The sequence below is a fragment of the Polynucleobacter necessarius genome, assembly GCF_900095175.1.
GTDB lineage: Bacteria > Pseudomonadota > Gammaproteobacteria > Burkholderiales > Burkholderiaceae > Polynucleobacter > Polynucleobacter necessarius_I.
In genome coordinates, this window is the sequence record NZ_LT606946.1 from 575,538 (window position 1) to 595,645 (window position 20,108).

At 46.5% G+C, this 20,108-nt stretch carries 8 protein-coding genes; all 8 read left to right on the forward strand.

Translation table 11 applies throughout. The features are described 5' to 3' along the window. Positions 1 to 22: 22 nt before the first annotated feature. The 8 genes from DXE44_RS03045 to DXE44_RS03080 all read left to right on the forward strand — a co-directional run bounded on the left by DXE44_RS03045 (position 23) and on the right by DXE44_RS03080 (position 19,873). A complete protein-coding gene (locus DXE44_RS03045; RefSeq protein ID WP_231970558.1) occupies positions 23 to 3,640 on the forward strand; it encodes a beta strand repeat-containing protein in 3,618 nt (1,205 codons plus the stop codon). Next, positions 3,637 to 8,598, forward strand: coding sequence for a beta strand repeat-containing protein (locus DXE44_RS03050; protein WP_114652545.1), 4,962 nt, complete (start codon positions 3,637 to 3,639; stop codon positions 8,596 to 8,598). Before DXE44_RS03045 ends, DXE44_RS03050 begins: the two co-directional genes overlap by 4 nt. 47 nt (positions 8,599 to 8,645) lie before the next feature. Further along, positions 8,646 to 10,712 (forward strand): beta strand repeat-containing protein, encoded by a 2,067-nt coding sequence (locus DXE44_RS03055; RefSeq protein ID WP_114652547.1) that lies wholly within the window; start codon positions 8,646 to 8,648, stop codon positions 10,710 to 10,712. Then, positions 10,675 to 11,850 carry a hypothetical protein gene (locus DXE44_RS03060; protein WP_114652549.1) on the forward strand — a complete coding sequence of 392 codons (1,176 nt, stop codon included), beginning with the start codon at positions 10,675 to 10,677 and terminating at the stop codon, positions 11,848 to 11,850. Before DXE44_RS03055 ends, DXE44_RS03060 begins: the two co-directional genes overlap by 38 nt. A gap of 175 nt (positions 11,851 to 12,025) precedes the next feature. Beyond that, positions 12,026 to 15,865 carry a beta strand repeat-containing protein gene (locus tag DXE44_RS03065; protein ID WP_162785866.1) on the forward strand — a complete coding sequence of 1,280 codons (3,840 nt, stop codon included), beginning with the start codon at positions 12,026 to 12,028 and terminating at the stop codon, positions 15,863 to 15,865. A gap of 95 nt (positions 15,866 to 15,960) precedes the next feature. Next, entirely contained in the window at positions 15,961 to 17,238 is a 1,278-nt protein-coding gene (locus DXE44_RS03070; protein ID WP_114652553.1) for an autotransporter-associated beta strand repeat-containing protein, read from the forward strand. After that, a complete protein-coding gene (locus DXE44_RS03075) occupies positions 17,235 to 19,274 on the forward strand; it encodes an autotransporter-associated beta strand repeat-containing protein (protein ID WP_114652555.1) in 2,040 nt (679 codons plus the stop codon). Before DXE44_RS03070 ends, DXE44_RS03075 begins: the two co-directional genes overlap by 4 nt. After that, positions 19,265 to 19,873, forward strand: coding sequence for a hypothetical protein (locus DXE44_RS03080; RefSeq protein ID WP_231970559.1), 609 nt, complete (start codon positions 19,265 to 19,267; stop codon positions 19,871 to 19,873). Before DXE44_RS03075 ends, DXE44_RS03080 begins: the two co-directional genes overlap by 10 nt. Positions 19,874 to 20,108 lie beyond the last annotated feature (235 nt).

Sequence of the window (20,108 nt, forward strand, 5' to 3'; positions counted from 1 at the left end):
TATTGGCTCTGGTTCTGGCGCCATGACGCTGGGCGATTTAACTTTGGCTACTGGCATTGACTTGGTGTTAGGTGACGCTGGATCTAGAAATATCTCTGTAGCGAGCATTACTGGTCCAGGCAGTGGCACTTCAAATGTTACATTCAGCAATAGCGGAACTGTGAACGTTAGTGGTGATTTCAAAACCGGTATTGGCACCCTGTGGCTCAATAAAACTGTAGGAGCTGTGACTTTTGCTGGATCTACCCAGATGTCTCAATTGAGAACTGATGGCAGCGCTGCCTACAATTTAAGCTTGACTGGTGCAAGCAATAGCATTGCTTCTTTCTACACAGCCACACCATTTGAGACCACTGGCACATTAATCCTAGGTGATGAATCCACTGATGTCTTTACTTATTCTGGTGGACCATTTAACCCAAGTCGTCCCGCAAGCTTAAGTTTGGCTGGAAGCATTATTACAAGCAATACTACTGCGGGTAATGGTGCGGTAACTTTAGGTGATGCTAATACTGCCGTCACATTGGGCTCAGACTTCACGATTGATACCAGTGCAAGTAATTCGAATATCACAGTTGCGAGCTCAGCAACCATCGCTGGGGCAGGGAAGGCGATGACTCTCAATGCGGGTACAGGAACGATTGCTATCACTTCTGCGCTCAGCGGCATGGGTGATCTTGCCTTTATCGCTAACGAAATTAACTGGAGCGCTGCGATTGCTGGTACCGGCACACTCAGTCTCAAGCCAACTACTGCTGCAAATGTCATCAACGTCGGTGGGGCTAGTGATGCTGGTGCAAGCACCCTAGATATTCTTGCGGCAGAGATTGCCTTCTTGGGCAATACATTCAGCGGAGTGACTATTGGCGGCGGTATACAAAGCGGCAATATCAATATTTCCGGAAACACTACGTTTACAGCGCCAGTGACGTTCACCACTTCTGGAAAAACAGTTCTTTCTGCTAACTTGTTTGCCAGTGGTTCAGCTGACATTACCGTCACGAATGACATGCAGGTTTCTGGCGCCAATCGCACGATTACTACCGCCAGTGGAAACCTCACCTTGGCAGCGGTAGATGCAATTGGAACAGCCTATGGTTTAACACTCACCACCACTAGTGGAGTGATGAATATCGGTAACGTTGGTGCATCCGCTGCTTTAGCTTCTTTAACAAGCTCAGCTGGTGGTACTACAAACTTCATAGGCAGCACGGTAACGACCACTGGAACCCAGACCTATAACAATGCAGTGACATTGTCAGCCAACACAACATTTGCCACTACAAATAGTGCCATCGTATTTGATGGAACAGTGGATAGCGCAACGGGCTTAACTAAAAACTTAAGCGCTAACGTAGGCACTTCAAATATCACCTTTACTGGAGCGGTTGGTGGTTCTCAAGGCTTGGGCAACATTTCATTGACTAGCACTGGAATTACCACGATTAGTAGCACCATTAGTGCCAGCGCATTTACGCAGAACTCATCAATAGGTACTACAGCTATTAATGGTGGCAGCATCACAACATCAGGCGCTCAAGCATTTGGCAATGCCGTAACGCTAGGTGATGCAACAACATTAAGCACTACAAATAACAACATTACCTTTAGTAGCACCCTCAACAGCAGCACCACTGCCAGAAACCTAACACTCAACGCTGGCACAGGTGCGGTGAGCTTTGGTGGAATTGTTGGTGGTGGACTTGCGCTCGGTAATTTAAGTAGTACTGCAGCAACTACTGCCAATACTGCTGCAATCTCAGGAATCGGCGCTTACAGTATTACTGGTGCAGCCACATTCACTGGTGCGGTAACTGGGGTGAATAGCATCACTGCCTCTGGACTGGCAACGATTACCAACAACATCACCACCACTGGCGCACAGACTTATAACGGTAATGTGGTCTTGGCTGCAAATACGACCTTAGCTACTACTGATAGTGATGTGAGTTTTGGTGGAACATTGAATGGCGCTTATGGACTGACCGTTAATAACGGAAGCGGTACTGTGACCTTCAGTGCTGCTGTCGGTGGGTCTACGCCATTAACAAGTCTTAATATTGCTGGAAGTGGGGAAGTTGTTATTAATGCAAATATTACGGTTTCAGCTTCTGCTGGCACTGGTGGTTTGATTGGTGAGATCTTTATCGGCTATTTTGCTGATAACTTGACCTTCTTTGCAACAGCATCAACATATACCGCTTATCAGAGTCGCTTCAACAATACGTTTAAGGTTGTTAATTGCACTACCCCTGGTTGTGATTTTGCTGATTATTATTCTGTATCGTACAAGGGTTATTTCTTGGCGACCACTACCGGAAGCTACACCTTCTACACAAATAGTGATGATGCATCTTACTTATGGTTGGGTACAGCAGGACAAAGCTTTTCTTCATTGATTTCTACAAGGACAGTGGCAAATGCTCTTGTAAATAATGGCTCTGTTCACGCCTTTAGCGAACGATCCGGCACTATCAGCTTGGTTGCTGGAAATTACTACCCATTGCTCTCCTATTTTGGTGAGAACGGCGGCGGCGATGGAATCATTATTTCTTTCACCCCTCCAGGTGGATCCAAAACAACTGACGGCACGAATAACTATTTCAGTAACTCATCTGCTGCATCTGCGGTGACCTTCGCTGGTAATGTAAAAGTTGGCGCTAACGCAACCATTAGCAGTGGATCTGGAGATATGACATTTGGCGCTGCTGTTTATAGCGCCGCCAATGGAGGCAATACTGCTTCCGCCGCAAATAACCTTACCGTCTCAGCTGGTGCCGGCAATGTGACCTTTACTGGTGTTGTTGGCGGTGCTACCAACGGCGCACTCGGTGCTTTAGCTGTCAATACCACTGGTACTACTATATTTGGCGCCGCAGTAACCGCTGCTTCATTAACTACTAATACTGGCGGCACAGTAGCAATTAACGGCGGTGCGATTACTACCTCTGGTGCGCAAACTTATAACGATGCTGTAACTTTAGGTGCTGATACCACCTTGAATACCACTAACAGCAATATCGTTTTTGTAAATACTCTTAATAGCACTACCTCAGCTCGTGCCTTAACAATCGGCGCAGGCTCAGGCACAGTAACTTTTACTGGCACCGTAGGTAATAGTCTGGCTTTAGGTGCAACCAACATTACTGCAGCGACCACTACAAATATGACTACCCTGGTCGGTAGCGGTGTATATGCCACCACGGGTAATGCTGTTGTAAATGGTACTATTACCGGAGTAACAAATTTATCGGTCTCCGGCATAACAGCGATCGGCGCAAATATTACTACCAGTGCTACTCAGCTCTATAGCGGGGCAGTGACTCTAGCCACCAATACAACATTGGCTACGACAGATAACAACGTCACCTTCAGCAGTACCCTTAATAGTAATAATGCTACTCCTAAGACCTTAACCATTACTGCCGGTGGCGGAACAGTGACTATGAACGGGGCAGTAGGGGATGCTAATGTCCTAGGCGTCACCACGATTACTGCATCCGCCTTCACAACCGGCTCTTCTGGCACGATTGCTATGGGTGCTAATGCTCTCCAATTAATACTGACGTTATCAGTCTGGGGGCGGCACTTGGTGGCACATCAACCCTGGCAATTGCACCTAGGACAGCAAGTACTATGATTGGTCTAGGTAGCTCCATTACTTCCACCTCTTGTGGTGGGGCAGCTTGCTCATTGGCTCTTGATGATGTTGAATTAGGGCGCTTGGCTGATGGCTTTACTTCAATCACGATTGGTAGCACGTCTGGCACCGGCGCAATTGCCATTAACTACACTACGCCATACACCTTCTTGGATCCAGTAACGATTCAAAGTAAATCTACCTCAGGCGGTGGATCCATTACTGCTACTAGCACACTTGCTAGTGGTGCTAATAACATGGCCATCAGCACATACGGAGCTGTCTCTGTAGCCGCTATTACTTCTGCTGGCACCCTGGCGATTACTGGTAACGGTATTACCTTAAATGGTAATATCACTACTAGCAGTACACAGGCCTATACCGGGGCGGTGACATTGGCAACCGGCGACATTGAGCTTACAGGAACCAGCGCTACCTTTAGTACTACCGTAACAGGGGGCGCTAATGCTTTGGCGATTACTGGTAATGCAGTATTTAACGGCTCACTTTCCAACGTCACTGATTTGTCAGTGTCTGGTACTGCAGCTATCAATGCATCTAGCATGTCCACAACTGGCTCTCAATCCTGTACAGGTGCAGTTACAGCTTCAGTGGCTACAACTATTACAGCAAGTGCATTGACTACAGGCTCAACGCTAGCTGTTTCAGCCAATAACTTAACCCTGTTGGTTGATGCAATTACTTTAGGTGGAAATTTATCGGGTACCGGCGCCTTGGTGATCGTGCCAAAGACACTTAATAGAGATATTTATCTGGGTTCAGCAGATAATTCCGCATCCGCTGTTTTAAATCTGAAATCTACAGATATTGACTATCTGGTAGATGGATTTAGCTCAATCCTTATTGGTGGTGCAGGCTACTCTGGTTCAATTGCCTCACAGGGTAATACAAGCTTTAAGGACCCAACTACCTTTACCTCATCCTTCGCTTTCACGTTGAGCCATAATTTATTGGCCACAGCATCCACCAATGCTTCATTCACCGTGGGTGGTTCATTCACTTGGAATGGTGGAGATATCACCACCGGCACAGGTGTTGTAACTCTGAGCGGTGATATGACTTTGGGCGGCAGCGGCACTCGTACATTAAGCACTACAAGCGGCATTGTTACGATTGGTGCATCAACAGCTAATACCGTTACTGGTAATGCGGCCAGCCTGACTCTAAATAGTGGATCAGCCGCAACCAACGTTTATTCAACAATCACCGGTGTGAATGTTTTAGGTTTAGGTACTAGCGGTCAAAGTGGCACCATCACTCTCAATGGCGCATTTACCACGACCTCTATTGCAACAGGTGCCGCTGCCTACTCCCTCGTCTTTAATGGTGGAGACTCCGGCATATCAACGGTAACTGATGCTGCTACATTTGCAAATACCAGCGCCTTAACTCTGGGTAATCAAGCTGGCGATATTTTCGTCTTTACAAGTGGCCTCACAGCAACTGCACAGTCCACCGTGAATTTGGCTGGCGCAATTAGAACGGCAGGAACTGCATTGAGCATTGGTAATGGCAGCACCACTACCTATCTTTCTGCAGATACAGTAATTGACACTACAAACAATGGCGCAAATTCAGCTGGCGGCGCCATCGCATTGGCTGGATCAGTAGTAAACGTCAACGGCACTTCCGCAGCGTTGGCATCTGGCTGGACTAATGGCACAGCTTACAGTCTGGGCGTTTGGGGAAGTGTGATTGGTATTTACGGGCAGGGTGGTGAGATCTCTCGGACCTTCACTTTAGGTGGAGCTTCCACTACCTTGAACTTTAATTTCTATCGTCTTGATTTATGGGATGGTGAGAGATTCCAAATTTATGCTAACGGCGTTCTCATCGTTAACCAGCAATTCTTCTGCTCAGAACTTGGTAGCCAATATTTCTTGAGCCCTCCTATTACCGGCACCTCTAACGGCTATAGCTGGACCATTACTCCGGTAGCGGGTGATTCGAATCTCAATATGGTTGCCCAAAGCTGGACTGACCAACGCTTTACTGTCGCCTTAACAACACCTAGTGGTTTGGCTTCCGTTCCACTTCGGTTTACCTCTACTTTAGACCAAGGTAATACCGATGAATCCTGGGCTGTTTCTGGATTCTCATCTGCCATCACTTCTAACGCTGGTCTAACCTTGAATTCTGGCGCTGCTGCAATTAGTGCTAGCACAAACTTAGGTTCTACCGGCTCCTTAAATTACCTCACTGTTACTAATTCAGGTGGTGCAACATTCTCAGGCTCAGTAAGCGTAGCCAATGCAAGCACAGTGTCTAATACTGCTTCAGCAGCAACGGTTGCGTTTACAGGTGGCTTAACTACGGGTTCTTTAGTTACGACTGCTAACCCATACAACGTGAGCATTGTTGGTGGCTCAAATACGATTACGTCTGCAGCCACATTCCTCAATACTGGCTCCTTAACCTTGGGCAATCTTTCTTCTAGCGCAATTACATTTAGTGCTGGTCTGACAGCTACCGCTCCAACTACCGTTAACTTAGCGGGCACTATCACTAGCAATGGCCCAGTTACCATTGGCACATCCAGCACCGGCATCGCATTAACTGCTGCAACCACTATTAATACATCCGGTGGTTCAAGCGCTGCGAATAGGGCGCTTACTTTAGCGGCTCCTCTGACTGGCGACAATATTGCTCTGACATTGACTTCGGGTACTGGTGTGATCACTACCGCAGCGATGGGTACTAGCGGCCACGGCTTAGGCGCATTGATCTTTAATGGTGATGAATTTAATCCGACTGCGGATGTTTATGGTCAGTCCACTTTGGTAGTCAAGCCATACACTAGTGGTAATACGATGGTAATTGGCGGGGAAAATAATAATTCCGATACTGTGTTGAATTTAACCGCAACGGAGATTGCCTATCTTAAGGACGGATTTACTGGAATTACTATCGGATCCTCCACTACTGGTCAGATTACCGTTTCTGCTGAATTGAACGTAGTTGATCCATTGGTTATTGATACCAATGGCGCGAACATCTCTGTTGGCGCCGATATGAGGGCATCTGATAATGGTACATTTACTTTCAATGATCCAGCGGTGATTTCCGGTAACGTCACTATGATCACGGCTGATCAGGCTCTCTCATTCTCTAGCAACCTCAATGGAACTACTGCAGGTGCTGAGAATTTGATTCTTAATACTGGCAATGCCAATATCACCTTCAATGGTTTGGTTGGAAACGTAACGCCTCTAAACGTGATCTCACTGGATAGCTCTGGAACAATTACGATTAATCAACCCGTCACTAGTAACAGTATTCTGACTGGTACTGGCGGTACAACCGTGATCGACACCCCAACAATTTCCACCGTTGGCACACAGTCCTTTAACAATGCTGTCTTGATTAAGCGCAATACAATTTTCTCAACCACTAATAGCAATATTACTTTTAATGGAACAGTTAATAGCTATGACAATGCCTCCGCAAGAACAGTAGGAATTGATGCGGGTACGGCTGCGGTAGCTATTAACGGGGTGGTAGGGGGCACTAATGTTCTAGGTGCCACCATTATTACAGGCGCTTCGTTCTCTATAGGTTTAAACGGCTCAATTGCAATGGGGGCTAATGCGATCTCCATTACGACGGATGCAATTAGTCTAGCTGGAGCGATATCTGGCACTTCAACACTCACCATCGCCCCTAGGACTGTTACGACTACTATCGGTCTCGGAACAACTGCTACAGGATCATTGCACTTTACCGATACCGAGCTCAGTAAGTTAAGCGATGGATTCTCATCGATTACATTCGGTTCGCCTACCGCAACAGGCAAGATTACTGCTGCTGAATACACCTATCTTGATCACATTAAGTTGTTGAACTACGGTTCTAGCAGCAGCGGTATCGAATTTATTGGCGCTGTCAGTGTTGGCGTAAACAATCTGACTCTGTACACCACTGGTCCAGTCACTCAATCTGCTGATATTACCGCCGCTGGTCTTGAGCTCCTCGGTACTGGCGGTACTTACACCTTAACCAATACTTCTAATGCCATTACTACCTTAGCCGGTAATACAGGAACAATCTCTTTTTTGGATGATGGTGGATTTAGCGTTGGCACAGTAAGTAGAGTAGGGGTCACCGCCTCAGGAACAGTCACGCTAGCTAGTGCCGCCAACATTTCTCTTGCTAACAACATCACCACCACTGGCGCACAGACTTATAACGGTAATGTGGTCTTGGCTGCAAATACGACCTTAGCTACTACTAATAGCGATGTGAGTTTTGGTGGAACATTGAGAGGTGATACTGCAGGTCGTACCCTGACTATTGCTGCCGGTACTGGTGCAGTAAGCTTCACGGGTGCAGTCGGCACTACTTACACGCTAGGCGCTACTGCCATTACTGCGGCGACCGTAACCAATAGCTCTACTTGGATCGGTAACAGCACTTTAGGCATTACTGGTAACGCCGTAGTCAATGGCGCTATCTCAGGCATTACTACTTTGAATATCTCTGGTAATACGAGCCTTGGCGCTAATGTCACTAGCTCAAGCACTCAAACTTATACCGGTGCGGTAACCATCACTGGTTCTACAGTGACTGCAACTACTACCAATAGTGCTGTCATGTTCGCCTCAACCGTCAATAGCGCTGCTACTGCCGCTAAACCATTGACTGTCTCTGCTGGCTCTGGCGCAGTGACCTTCACCAGTGTTGTAGGCGGTGCTACTGATGGTGTGCTTGGCGCCTTGACTGTTAACTCTACTGCTACAACTACCTTTAGTGCTGCTGTCACTGCCGCTTCTGTGACAACAGACGCTAGTGGTACTACTGCAATCAACGGTGGTGCGATCACCACCTCTGGTGCACAAACTTATAACGAAGCCATCACTTTAGGTGCTGCTACCACCTGTCAGCATCAAGCATTACTACTGGCTCCACCATCACCGGCGGCAGCAATGCAATTACTCTAACAACAGATGCACTAGCCTTAGGTGGCAACATCTCCAGCACTGGTGCGTTGATCATCCAGGCTAAGACCGCAAGTACCACGATTGGTCTAGGAACTTCTGCTACTGGTGATTTACATTTGACAGATACAGAGTTGGGTCGCTTAGTGGATGGCTTCTCTAGCATTACCTTCGGATCATCTTCTGCTACAGGTAAGATTACAGCCGCCGCCTATACCTATAGCGATCACCTCAAGCTCTATAGCTATGGTGCTGGTAGCAGCGGAATTGAACTTACTGGCGCAGTTAATACTGGTTCAGATAACTTGACCCTTTATACGACTGGCTCGGTATCTCAGGGTGCTAGTGGATCCATCACCGCTGCTGGATTGGAATTGCTCGGTACAGGTGGTTTGTATGTCTTGACTAATACCGCCAATGCAATTACTACTTTGGCCGGTAATACTGGCAGCGTTTCCTTCTTGGAGAATAGCGGTTTTGTAATTGGCACTGTCAATACTATTGGCTTAACAACAAGCGGCAACACTACATTAAGCACTATCGGCACCGTTACCCAGTCCCAGAAGCTGGCTGTCAGTGGTTTGGAACTGTTGGGAGCAGGCGGAACCTACGCACTGACTAATACTGGGGCAGGGAATGCCGTAACTACTTTGGCTGCCAATACTGGTGTTGTGTCATTTACCCAATCTACTGCGTATGCGGTTGGTACTGTTAATACTGCCGGAATTACTACGACCGGTAATTTAGCCTTGGTTGGTTCCTCAAGTATGACCATCGGCGCCAATATTAGTACTGGCGCTGGTACTCAAACCTATACAGGTCCAATTACTTTATCAACTGGAGCAATCAGCCTTGCTTCTACTGATGCGGCAATTACCTTTAGCGGTTCAAGCTCAACCATTAATGGCGCGCAAGCTCTGACGATTAATAACGGTAGTGCCCGTATTACGTTTGGTGGGGTGGTTGGTGCGAATATTGCTATTTCAAGCTTGACTCTCCAAGGTACTGGCGAAAACTACTTGCCATCAGCCATTACAGCCACAGGTGCAATTAGTCTGAAGGGCACTTCACGTACCAATCCTTTACAAGCTAACACCACGTTGACTAGCTCATCTAACGGCAATGTGACTCTCGGCGAAACCACTGGTTTGTACTCATTAGCTATTAGCAATGGTTCTGGTTACATTGATTTGCAGGCTGTAGGTAGCTCATCTTCCAGGCTCACTACAGTAACTTTCTCCGGTACTGGTATTAATAAGCTTAATAGCAACATTACTACTACTGGCGTTGTGAACCTTAAAGGCACATCCAGAACTACCGAGTTATTCTCTGATGTCACTATTGCTACAAGCAATGCAGATGTAACTGTCGGCACTATTGATGGTGGCACAGGTACTGCTGATGGTAGCTATAGGTTCAATGTGGATAACGGTAGTGGCAATATTGTTGCTGGCAATGTTGGTTTAACCATCAAAGTGAAGTCATTAACTTTCACTGGAACCGGAAATACCAATATTGGTACGGTTGATGCAACAAACGGTTACGACTTAGGTGCGGATCGTGGATTAACGCTAAACGCAGATACCACGTATAACAATCCAAACGTAGATGTCATTCTGGGTGCAATTACCTTGGGTAATAACGTCACGTTGACATTGGGTAATGGTGGCCCAGGCTTAATTTCTGCTAAATCCATTTCTGGCACTGCTGGTGGATCAAGTGGTAGCTTATTAGGTAAGTCCAATGTCACGATTAATTCTGTTGGAACTATCCGAGTTCTTGGCGCCATCGGTACCGATATCGGCACCATCACGATTACCAACTCTGGTGGCACTACCTTTAGCAGCACAGTGGATGCTGCTACTGTTACTCTAACCAACACGACTGGTGTCATTACCTTTGATGGTGCCCTTACTGCGACTACGCTCAATACTGCAGCCCAGGCTTACAGCGTGGCACTCAATGCTAGCACTGGCATGATTACCAATGCAGTGACCTTTAGTAATACTGGTTCTCTGACATTAGGTACTAGCGGTGGCACCTTAGCGTTTAATGGCGGCTTAACTGCCACTGCGCCGAGTGGGTGTTACGCTGAGCGGCACAGTAAGCACCAATAGCGCAGCAGTGACCTTGGGTGCTACTGCCAAGACGCTAACTTTAGCGAATGATGCGGTTATAAACACCTACGCTGATGCTGGCTTAGGTGGCGCCATTACGATTAGCGGCCCGATTCAGGCGACAAGCGCTGGTTCTCAATCCTTGTCTCTGGCAAGTAAGGGCGGGGCTGTTACGCTTTCTGGCGTGATTGGCTCTACCGCTAAATTGAATGTCCTGACTTTGGGTGATGCCAATCAAACTGGCACCATCACTGTACACGGCACGATTGTTGCTAACACCTTAACAACCGGTGCAAGCACTGGAAGTAACGCATTTGATGTCACTTTGAGCAATTTAGCAACAGTGGCTGGTACAACCACTATTTCTAATGCTGCTACTTTCTATAACACGGGAACTATCCGTTTTGGTGATTACTACAGTGATGCATTCAACTTCTTAGGTGGTGTAAGCGCCGATGCCTCTTCTGCGATTACCGTCAATGCAGCAGAGATGAACACTACCGCTTCAGCGATTTCCTTAAATTCACCTACAACCTTTGAAAATAGTATTACCTTGAGCCCAGGAGTAGGGCAGATTACTTTGGGTCAAGCTACTGTTAACCCTGGGGCTACACTAACTCTTGGAGCTGGTGAAGCTACCCCAGTAACCTTGAGCTCTATTGCCGGTACTTCTGGCGTGAAGTCCAACATCACCATTAACACTACAGATGCTGTAATGGTTAGCGGCACAATTGGCACGAACATTGGCACCTTTACGGTTGCCAATACTGGCAGCATTGCCTTCAATGGCTCAGTAAGTGGCACTAGTGATCGCATCACCAGTCTGATCATTTCTGCTGGTACTGGTGTGATCGAGTTTGCCAATAATCTCTACGCTGCCGCGATGAGCAATGCAGGTGGCTCAGCAGAGATTAAGTTCTACGGTTCAACCACTGATATTACTAGCGCAGTAACACTCAACACTACCGGTGCTGTTTACTACGGCGATGCGACAACTGATACCCCGACCTTCACAAGAGGTATTACTCACGACACGGGTAACACATCTTGTTGGGTACGTTTACTGCTGCTAATCCATCTACCTGCACAGCGGGCACTACTTGCTCGTTCAACTTGGGCGGTACAACTACCTTCTTGAGCTCTAATAGCGTGTTCGATTTCGGGGCATCTTCTATCACCTTGAATAACGTATTACTGGGTGATGGTGTGACTCTGTATCTGGGTGGTGGTAGCTAGGCTCCATTACTGTTGCTTCTATCACAGGTACTTCTGGCGGCTCCGCATCTAATGTAGTGATTAATACGACTGGTGCTGTGAGTATCACTGGTGCCATCGGTACTGATATTGGCACTGTAACGATTACCAATTCTGGTGGCACAACTTTTGGCGGTACCGTTACAGCATCTACTGTCACGATTACCGATACTACTGGAACAGTAGCGTTTGACGATGTTGTCAGTATTGCCACCCTTAACACTGATACTCAGGCATATAACGTAGCTGTAAATACTAGCGGTTCCAGTATTACTAATGCAGTGACCTTTAGCAATACCGGTACAGTGGCCCTGGGATCTAGTGGCGGTACACAAACTTATGCCGGTGGTATTACTGCAACTGCACCATCCGCAACCACCTTGAGAGGTGTCATTAATACCACTAATACGCCAATGAACTTTGGTGCGATCACTTTAGGCGCTAACACTACACTCAATACCAACGCCACTACCAATGCTGGTGATATCACCATCGGCTCTGTTACTGGATCTACTTATACTCTGACACTAGCCACAGCCCAAGCAGTTACCGGTGCTGATGTTACTGGTACTTCGTTCTCCGGTACAGGCACCTTAGCCTTACAAAATATTGGCGGTACAGCTAGCTTTACTGGTGCTCTCACTGTGGCAGATTTGACCGTAGCTAATTCTGTTAATAACGTTTCCTTAACTGGTAATGGCGGTATGGTTTCTAATGCTGTGACTTTTGCTAACATTGGCACTTTAGTATTAGGCTCAGCTGGTAATACACAGACCTATAACGCAGGTATTACTGCAACTGCGCCATCTGCAATCACTACAGCAGGTACTTTGGTGTTGGGTGGCACCTCCACCTTGGGTGATGGCGATAGCGCCATCACTTTGAGCTCCGCAACTACCTTGAGTACTAGCGCTAGTGGAACAACTACAGTTGGCGGTGCTATTGGATCCTCCAATATTGATCTAACAGTAACTGGGGCAGGCAACAGCAATATTGATGGTGTGATTGATTTAGACTCCGGCGCATTGACTAAGTCAGGTGCAGGCACACTTACTCTAATGGCTGCCAATACTTACGCTGGCTCCACAACGGTTTCTGCTGGTACCTTAAGCTTGGGTGCTAATAATGTGATTTCTGATAGTTCAGCAGTAGAAGTCAATGGCGGAACATTGGCTTTAGGCGCTTATTCAGATACGGTTGGCGCAGTCACCTTTGGCGCTGATGGTGGATCGATTACTAGCTCGACCGGTGTATTGACTGGCACAAGCTACACCTTTAATAACACCAGTGCAGCAAGCATTTCCGCAATCTTGGCAGGTTCTGCGAGCTTAGAACAGGCGGCTTCTGGAACTACAACATTAGCCGCTGCCAATACTTATTCAGGTGGCACAACCATTTCTAACGGCCTATTGATGGCTGATATCGACAGCACAGTCGTATCTGGAGTAATCAGCTCGGGCGCATTTGGTACTGGAAATATCGCAATTGCATCTGGTGCTGCACTTGATCTAAATGGCAGCTTGTCAGCCAATAATATGAGCATTCAAGGTAGCGGTATTTCCTCAAGCGGAGTTCTATATAACAGTAGCAATTCTCAAGCAATCTATTCAGGACAGCTAACTTTAACTGGTGACATTACTATCAAGTCAACACGAGCCCTAACCTTAAATAATGATATCAATGGTTCGCATGCTCTTGTCCTTGTAGCTACTGGTGCAGGTGATTTAACTGTAAGTGGCTCTCTTGGAAGTGTTGCGCCATTAAATAGCCTCTCAACTTCTCAAACAAGTACGGGTCGTGTCTTGCTTACTGGCGGTTCCGTATCAACTTCAGGTAGCCAAAGCTATTCATCAGAGATCTCATTGGCACGTTCTTTAAGTCTTACTTCTACTGCCGGATCGATTTCTTTGGGATCCATCACATTAAGTGGATCTACATCCAATTTACTCATTCAGGCTGCCGGTAACATTAATTTGAGTGCATCTAAGTCTATTCAGATTGCTGGTGGAACTATCACCCTTCAGAGTGATGCTGATGAAAGTGGTCTTGGTTATATTAAGCTTGCATCAACATCATCTATTACCTCTAATGGCGGTGCAATTGTTCTTGGTGGTGGGTCGAACCCATTAACTGGGTATGCAGTGGGTTCTTCAGATAACGCTGCGGGTATTACTTTAAACAAGGCGACAATTGATGCTGGTGCTGGAGCTGTTACCCTTAATGGTAAAGGTTACAGCCTTGGTGGTATCGGTGTCTATATCTTAGGTAATGACACCGCTTCATCATCAGCCAATAACTCTGGTATTCAAACTACGACTGGAAATATTTCCATTAATGCTTATGGAATTAGTAATCCAGGTTTGTATTTGCTCAAACCAAACACCTATTTACTGTCATCCTCTGGAAATATTGCCATCGAGAGTACGGGCGCTGTAGAGATGTATTACACATCTGGAGCTAGCGGTACTTCGCCAAGAATCGTTACTGCTGGATCAGGAGGGGTGCATATTAATGCAAGCGGTGCTATCACCATTAATTCCTCCTATATTCAGGTTGCGAATGGTGATATCGACATCACCGCTAGTGGTGCTGTTACCCAAATCTGGGGTGGAAGATTTGTATCTACAGGCACGGGAGATATATCTATTACTTCAACTGGTGGAAATATTAATTTAGGTGGAAATTCTGCGGGTGGTGTGTGGGCTGATGGAACGGGTTCCATTACTGCAAATGCTCAGGCAATTACTATAAGTAATGAGTTGAGGTCATCAGTTGGTGCCAATTTAACGGCATCCGGACAAGTGAAGTTTACTTTGGATGCTGGCGATCAAACGAACCTAACAAGTCTGAATATTATTGCTGATACATCAAGTACAGTCGGGCTCTCACCCAATGTATTGACTTTGCAGTCCGGTGGCACTTTGTCGGTTGATATTGGGTCAAATAGTTCCATCTCCACAGCAATTGGTGGAGATAATGTCTCCTTTACTAAAGTCGGTTCTGGTGCCTTAACTCTGTCTGGTGCAAATACCTACACCGGCACAACAACAGTTTCAGCTGGTACCTTGAACGTGACTGGCACCTTATCGGATAGCACTGCAGTGACCGTAGCAGCAGATGCGACTTATATCGTAGGTAGTGATGACACCGTAGCTTCTATTACTGGCACCGGTAATATTGCTTTGACCGCGAACCTCACTGCTGGCGGTGCAGGGGACACCACCTTCAGTGGTGTCATGAGCAGTACTGGTAACTTCACGAAGGCTGGCTCGGGCACCACCACCTTATCTAACAACAACACCTACACCGGCACAACCACCGTCTCTGCTGGTACCTTGCTCATTAGCAATGACACAGGCTTAGGTTCTACTTTAGGTAGCACTTTGGTCCAAAGTGGCGCTACCTTAGACCTCTATAACGTTGCAGTTGGCAATGAACAAGTGACTCTCAATGGCGGTACGCTCAAAGATGTGACCAGCTCCTTGTCAGGTAATGTGATTCTGACTGCTGATAGCTTCCTGAGCGCTGATCTGGGTAATACCTTGACCTTGTCTGGTGTGATCTCTGGTAGCTATGGCATTACCAAGGTAGGTGCTGGTGCGGTTGTCCTATCCAATAACAACACCTACACCGGTACCACTACCGTCTCTGCTGGTACCTTGAGTGTGACTGGCACCTTATCCGATAGCACTGCAGTGACTGTTGCAGCAGATGCCGCTTATATCGTGGGCGCAACTGACACCGTAGCCTCCATTGCTGGCGCCGGTAACATCACCCTCACAGGCAACCTGACTGCTGGCAGTGCAACTGACACCACTTTCAGTGGTGTGATGAGTAGCACCGGTAGCTTTACTAAAGTCGGTTCTGGTACCTTAACCCTCTCTGGTGCGAATACTTAAGTGGTGCAACAACGGTATCCGCTGGCAGCCTCCGTATTGCCCATGCTGACGCTTTAGGCGCTACCATCTCAGGAACTACCGTTGCTTCCGGAGCCATGTTAATTCTCGATGGTGGCGTATCCGGCATTACTTTTGCTGCTGAAGCATTAACCATCTCTGGTTCTGGTATTGGCTCGGCTGGTGTAATTCATAACTTGGCTGGTGACAATACCTTGGCTGGTGCAAATACTTTGAATGCCAATTTTGTTGTGACAACAGCCAATGCTTCAAGCCCATTGCGCTTTACTGGAACTATTAATGGCGCATATGACCTCACTATTAATAGTGAGGCGGATGTTCAGCTCAATGGCGTAGTTGGTGGATCGGCTGCATTGGCATCGATCACAACTGATGCTGATGGCCGTACTTTAGTTGGGGCCAATATCAATACTGTTGATGCTCAGCTCTATAACGATGAAGTAGTAGCTTCAGGTGCAATTACCTTCACATCAGCAGGAATCACTTCTAGCATTACTAACATCCTGACTGGTCGCACAAGTGAGTCATTCTATGCAACATCTTCAGGCAGCTCACCAAACGGTGAGTCTGCCCGTAAAGCATTTGATGCAAATGTTGATAGTAAGTATCTAAACTTTGCTAAAGCCGGTTCCGATGTGTTGATTGATGCAGGAACTTCCTACGTAGTGACTGGACTAGGCTTGAGCACCGCAAATGATTCTAATGGACGCGATCCCGCAAGCTATAGCTTGTATGGATCTAATACAGCATTTGTAATTACTCAATTAACTAGTGGAAATGATAGCAATATTGCTAGCGGTGGACTGCCTGATGCAGTATTGATCTCGTCTGGCTCACTTGCTCCGCCAACCGATCGTAAGACTGCTTACCCTACGATCTCATTCAGTAACTCCACAGGTTATCGTTACTATCGTCTAGTCTTTGACACCATTAGAGCTAGCGGTTCCGATGCGATGCAGGTTTCTGAGATCCGCTTGCCAAGTCAATCTAGCAGCGGCTCTGGATCTGCAATTACCTTTGCCCAGAATCTGACAGTAAATAACAATGTCACTATTAGTTCAGCTGGCACTGTCACTGCGGCTAATATTCAAGTTAGCGGTACGCTGAGTATTTCCAATGGAGGTTCTGCCTCTGTGACCAGGGCTATTGGTGATGGCTCTTCTGCTGCATCACTAGTGAAGTCAGGATCCGGCACTCTGACCTTGTCTGGTCCAAATACTTACACCGGAACAACTTCGGTATCTGCAGGTACTTTAGCCTTGGGTGCAAGTAATGTCATCGCCGATGCATCAGCAGTCACTGTAAACGGCGGTACTCTTGCACTAGGTTCTTACTCTGATACGGTAGGGCTGTGATTATCGGATCATCAGGTGGTTCAATTACCAGTACTACTGGCGTCCTCACAGGTTCTAGCTACACCTTCAATAACACTAGTGATGCCACGATCTCTGCGATCTTGGCTGGTAGTGTCAATCTGACTCAAGCTGGTAGCGGCACAACAACGCTCTCAGGCACCAACACCTACACCGGCACAACAACACTAACTGGTGGCACTTTATCTATTTCTACTGATGCCCAGTTGGGGGCTGCTCCATTAGGTGCCAGCCCAGAATCTATCGTCTTTAATGGAGGCACTTTAAATAACACTGCAAGCTTTACTCTTAATGCCAATCGTGGTGTTGCTATGACAGGCGATGGCATTATCAATGTTAATGACTTAACAATGCTGACCTACAACGGTTTGATTGCTGGCCCTGGAGATCTGACGAAGAGTGGGGCTGGCACACTCATTTTGGGTGGAATGAATACCTATACTGGCTTGACTAATGTGTTAGCGGGAACACTAACAGTGGCTGGTAGCTTGGCTGACACCTCTGCCATTACTGTCGCAAGTGGTGCAACATATAACGTAGCAAGTGCAGATACAGTTTCTACTGTATTGGGATCGGGAGCTATCAATTTAGGCGCCAATCTGACCGTAGGTTATGGAGATAATAATTTTGTATTTAGTGGGTCATTCGCTGGCGCCGGTTCGCTCATCAAGATTGGCTCAGGCTCGATGACTCTAGCTGGAAATAGCTCTACGTATACCGGAAACACAATCTTAAATTCTTCAAGCTTGGTCTTGAATAATGCGAATGCCTTGGGCTTGAGCACCGTAATTTCTAGTGGAGGTTATTTACAACTGGCTGACGGTATTGTCCTATCTAGATTGCATGTGACTGGCCCAGTAACCATAACAAGTCACATTATGACTACGGGGGATCAAATCTATGATGGTGCAGTTAGTATTGTGCCAGCTGCTGGTTTGATAATTGATATTGTCAATTATGACAATCAATCGATCTCACCAGCTGGAGTTGAGCTGAGCGCTTCTAATGGCAATATCACGCTTAATAGCACTATTGATGCTGTCAACGCTAAGAGTGCTTCGCTGAAGATTTCAGCCACTTCGGGAGCGGTTGTGATAGGTGACAGTGTTGGCTCAATCACGCCATTAGAGAATCTCTATGTCGTTGGTCAAAGCATCAGACTCTTGGCGGATGTATTAACTGGGCAAGAGCAAACCTATGTTGGCGCTACCACGATTGGTAGCAATGGTTCCGCTGGATTCCTGTATTCAGAATTCGTCAGAAAAACTCGCCCAGCAACTACTTTTGCGATCCAAGACCCACTATATACACGCACCTTCATTTCTATGGACCCTACAGTGCGATTTGTTGGTAATGTCAATCCAGATACCACTGGAATCTATTCTTTGGTGCTTGCGGCTATCTATGATGGATTTGTCAATGGAGATCCAGCAAAAGAGCCTAGGATCATTGTTGATGGTTTGGTTGGTAACCTCAATCCGTTCTACTCAATTAATTTCCAAACCCTACGGGCTGGAGATCTATTTATGTTGGCTGGAAAAATCAGCGCTATGGGTGTGAAGACCATAGCTGCTCAAAATTACAGCACTGACGCCATGACGGTCAGTTTAGATTCAGTTAACTCCGTGGCAACATTTAGATCATCTCGCCCAGGAACCATTAGTTTTGACTTGAGCATGGTTGACGGTCAAATGAATATGGGCTCAGCTACAGGTGTGACAAGGGTCATTATTGATGGTTTAACAAACCTTACTGGAAGGGGAGTGGGATTGGCAGCTGTTGGATTCCCAGTTCAAGAGACGGCCGCAGTCGCTGCTGCAGCCGCTGCGGCAGGAGGTGGTAATTTGACTGCCACAGCCCAATTTGGCAAACAATTTGTCATGAATAGAGACTTATCCGATGCCTCGAGTGTGAGTGTTGTTATGGATGAAAATATACAAGACCCCGGGTCAGATAATAATCAGCTAAAGAAAGCTCTTAACTGTAGAGAGGAGCTGGATAGCCCTGAATGCGGTTGAAAAATACTATGACCATCAAGCAAATAAACGCCTCATATCTTGGCAATGAAGACCGGATTCTATTGCGATTTAACACCCAGGATCAATCCGAATATCGCCTTTGGTTAACGCGTCGTTTGACTTTATTTATTCTGACTGCAAGCTCTCATTTACTCGCGAAAATGATGCAACAGGATCACTCTCCCAACGCTAAAAAGGCAATTGATGAGTTTGAAAAAGAGGCTTTTACTGAGGCTCTTAACACTGCAAATGCTGGTGCGCGATCTTACGAAGCAGGCATTCAATTTCCGATTGGATTTGATCCATTGCTCGTGATTGATGCAAGCATTTCTCTCATGAAAAATGGCGAGAAATTTACTGGTGAAGTTGGTTCAAATACCGGTGAATTTGATGATGCACTATCTATTGATTTTATATTGCCCAGTAACTCTAGTTTAAATCTCAAATTAGGTAGAAATATGCTCAGGGCTACTTGCCTTTTGTTGGATAAGTTATCTACACAAGCAAGCTGGAGAGATGCAATATTGACTGCGCAATTTGACGGTGAAACTGTATCGCCAGCTGATGAAATTAACACTCATAAAGTGTCCTTACATTAAGCAAAACTCATTCGAGTTCTATAAAAATTTTTACTGCTCACTCGTAGCATCATCTGGAATAAATACTCCCCGTTTATCCAACGCATTGAATATTTGAATGTGGAATGTGATTTTCAGAAAAATTGAGTCAATAAATTCAAGGGTTTAAGGGTGTTCTCCCTAGGGCTAATTCCATAAGATATATAGCTTTGGGAAAATTCGGTTTCCGGAAAAATCCTTGAATTTGTTTTGAAAA